Below are 3,112 nucleotides of genomic sequence, written 5' to 3' on the forward strand. Positions count from 1 at the left end.
AGGCGGGGCTGGAGATTTTCCTGGCGCACCCCTCGGGCACGGGGCTCGGTTCGGCGGGCTATGCGGCCTCACGCTCCGGGGCGGCCTCTACCATTGTCGCCGATGGTAACTACATCGCGTATCTGGCGGAGCTGGGAATCCCTGGCGCACTGGGCCTGATCGCAATGCTCCTGGGCCTCTTCTGGGTGCTGGGCCGCTGGCAGCGCACCACCGATGATCCGGCGCTCAAGGCGCTTGGCATGGCACTGATTGCCTACCTCGCAGGCGAGTGTGTCCATGCAGTGAGCGCCAATGTCTTTGAGTACTACTACACCTGGCCGGTTTTCTGGATGCTCGTGGGGGTGTATGTGTGCCGGTGTGAGGCGGGGCGGCCCTCCTCCCCCAGCCTCTCCTCCCAACCCTGCGGAGGTGGGTTGGGGGAGGGGAGCACGAAAAATCCCCCTCCTTCTGCCTCTCCTCCCAGGATTGGGAGGAGGGGGCCAGGGGGAGGAGGGTAGATGCGCGTCCTTTTTGTCTCCTGCGACCCGCTTGAGGGAGCCGTCACCCGCTACCGCTGCACACACCTCGCCGAAGCGCTGAAGTCTGCGGGCCACACCGCCGATGTCGCCACGATCTACGATCCTATGATTCGCCTGGAGCACGATATCGTCGTCCTGCACCGTATCTGCGCCAACAAAGAAGGCCAGGCGCTTGCGGATGCCGTCCGCAAGTCCGGCGCAACCCTAATCTACGGTGCAGATGATCTTGTGTTTGAAGAAGGATTACAATTAGCGATGCTACGTCAAGCGGATGGCGTGTTGGTTTCCACAGAGGCATTGGCTAAGTTTGCGACGGAGGTAGGGGCACGGTCGGTTGAAGTAGTTCGTAACTGGAACACCTCACTAGAACTCTGTTATGCTTCTATGCGTTCAAAACTGGCACCCGTTGAGATTTTGTTCTCTGCGGGAACACGTACCCATGATCGTAATCTGGACCTTATTTTGCCTGTAATTAGGAAAGTTCTAAATTCACGACCTCATGCGAAACTCATTCTCCTCGGCAAGATTCGCTATGACTGGCGCTTTTGGGGGGTAAAGCACTTTGTAATGTTGCCTGGTGGTTGGGATAATTACCACTTTTTTACACATCAATGTGATATTGCCATTGCTCCTTTAGAGAAGACTCGTTTTAATAGTTGTAAAAGTGAGTTGAAGTGGTTGGAGGCTGGTTGTCATCTTAATCCCTGTCTTGCAAGTCATTGGGGAGGATTTGCTGAGGTTGTTCGTGATGGAGAAGATGGATTTCTTGCCGATAGCATGGAGGAATGGGAGGAGAAATTAAGTCGACTCATCGATGATATTGACCTTCGCCAATACATAGGGAAACTTGCCGATAAACGTGTTCATGATCAGGCAGAAAGTGAAGCGGCCAAGTGCGTGGTTGTATTTTTCAAGTGGATTTCAAACCAGAGTGTAGGCATGGAAGTTGTTAATAATGTCAAAGGCTATCGAAAAGGAAAGCTTAAGAAAATCCTACGGAGGCTGATTTGGTAATGCTCTCCATTGTGATTGTCACTTATCGCTGCAAGGACGACGTGCTCAAGTGCCTCGACACGCTCCCCACTGAAGCCCAGGTTATCGTCGCGGATAATGCCAGCGGCGATGGAACTGTGGAGGCAGTTCGCCAACAGTTCCCCACCGTCTGCGTGCTGGCGCTTGACGAAAACGTTGGGTTTGCGCGGGCCAATAATCTCGCCGCTAAGCACGCGACGGGAGAGTTTTTACTCCTCCTCAACCCAGACACGATCATCTCTGAGCCCGGCATTCTGGAGCGTTGCGTGGCGTATCTTTCGGCACAGCCTAGCGAAGTTTGCGGAATGACCTGCCGCGTCGAATCGCCGGATGGCTCGCTCCAGTGGGAGTGTGCTCGCAAATTCCCGACCGTGGAGTCTGAGTGCGCCAAAGCCTTCTTCCCCTACAAGCGCTGGGACGCGATCAAGAACTTCAATGAAACCAAAGAGCAAGTCGTCCCCTGCGTACTAGGGGCGTTTATTCTCTTACGTCGCGCCAACTGGGAGCTCATCAGCGGCTTCGATGAGCGCTTCTTCCTGATGTACGAGGACGTTGATCTGTGCCGCCGCCTCTCTGAGCGAGGCTGGTTTCTTCGCTACTGGCCGGAGGCGCGGATTGTCCACACCGGCGGGCAGTCGTGGAAGACGGAGAAGCCGCGCACCTACGCCAACACGCATCTCTCGTCGCTGCAGTACATCCAGAAGTACTGGCCCGGCTCCGAGCGCGGCGTGAAGTTCGTCTTTCGGCTCGCGCTGGCGCTGAAGAAGCTCGCGACGCGTGGGGATGCCAGTAAGCAAGCCATGATCGCCGCCGCCCAAGAGGCCCTGCGGTGAAGCTAAGCTTCTTGCCATCTCCCCGCCCTGCGTTCGTCCCTCACTCCAGGCGACCCTCTTCCCCAGCCGTTCGTTCCTCACTGGGAAGAGGGTATGATGAACGAGTGGGAGATGGCATCACCCTCTTCCTCGCGAAGAATGAGCGGAATCAGGAAGAGGGTCGCCCGAGGGACGAGGGCGGGGAGATGGTTCCATGAAACTCCTCTACGTCTCGACCCTGGATCACATCGTCCGCGTCATGCTGCCGCACCTCGACGGCGCAAAGGCGGCGGGCTACGAGACCCATGTCGCCTGCCAGTTCACACGCTTCAAGGACGATGTCGCGGCCCATGCGGACGGTCTGCACCACGTCCCGATCCAGCGCAACCCACTCGATCCGAGGAACATGCTGGCGCTCGTCCAGCTCGTCAAGCTTATCCGCAAGCTCCAGCCCGATATCGTCCACTGCCACAACCCTAGCGGCGGGTTTTATGGTCGCCTCGCCGCCACTTTGGCCAAACACTGGCACCCCCGAACTCGGGGGCGGGGGGGGCTGAAGCGCGTCTACACCGCGCATGGCTTTCATTTTCATCCGCTCGGAGGCAAGCTCAGCAATGCGCTCTATCGCGCCATCGAGAGCTTTGCCGGGCGCTTCCTCTCCGATGCGGTGCTCACGATCAACCAGTGGGACTTTGAAGAAGCCAAGAAGCTCATGCCCCCCGAGCGCGTCTACTTCACCCACGGCGTCGG

At 57.6% G+C, this 3,112-nt stretch carries 4 protein-coding genes; all 4 read left to right on the forward strand.

Features of this window, described 5'->3' with window-relative positions:
• On the forward strand, positions 1-497 hold a 497-nt coding region (locus tag AC1XOS_RS21665; protein WP_481964291.1), incomplete at its 5' end, for an O-antigen ligase family protein.
• Positions 498-1,532, forward strand: coding sequence for a glycosyltransferase (locus AC1XOS_RS21670; RefSeq protein WP_481964292.1), 1,035 nt, complete (start codon positions 498-500; stop codon positions 1,530-1,532). It abuts the gene before it with no gap.
• A complete protein-coding gene (locus tag AC1XOS_RS21675) occupies positions 1,532-2,383 on the forward strand; it encodes a glycosyltransferase family 2 protein (protein WP_481964293.1) in 852 nt (283 codons plus the stop codon). The genes AC1XOS_RS21670 and AC1XOS_RS21675 overlap by 1 nt, the downstream gene beginning before the upstream one ends.
• Before the next feature lie 193 nt (positions 2,384-2,576).
• A partial coding sequence (locus AC1XOS_RS21680; RefSeq protein WP_481964294.1) for a glycosyltransferase occupies positions 2,577-3,112 on the forward strand: 536 nt, incomplete at its 3' end.

The sequence above is a fragment of the Armatimonas sp. genome, from assembly GCF_964826245.1.

Excerpts from the sequence above, each read along its gene's own strand:
- AC1XOS_RS21670 (WP_481964292.1), top strand. The coding sequence starts at position 498 with ATGCGCGTCCTTTTTGTCTCCTGCGACCCGCTTGAGGGAGCCGTCACC.
- AC1XOS_RS21675 (WP_481964293.1), top strand. The coding sequence starts at position 1,532 with ATGCTCTCCATTGTGATTGTCACTTATCGCTGCAAGGACGACGTGCTC.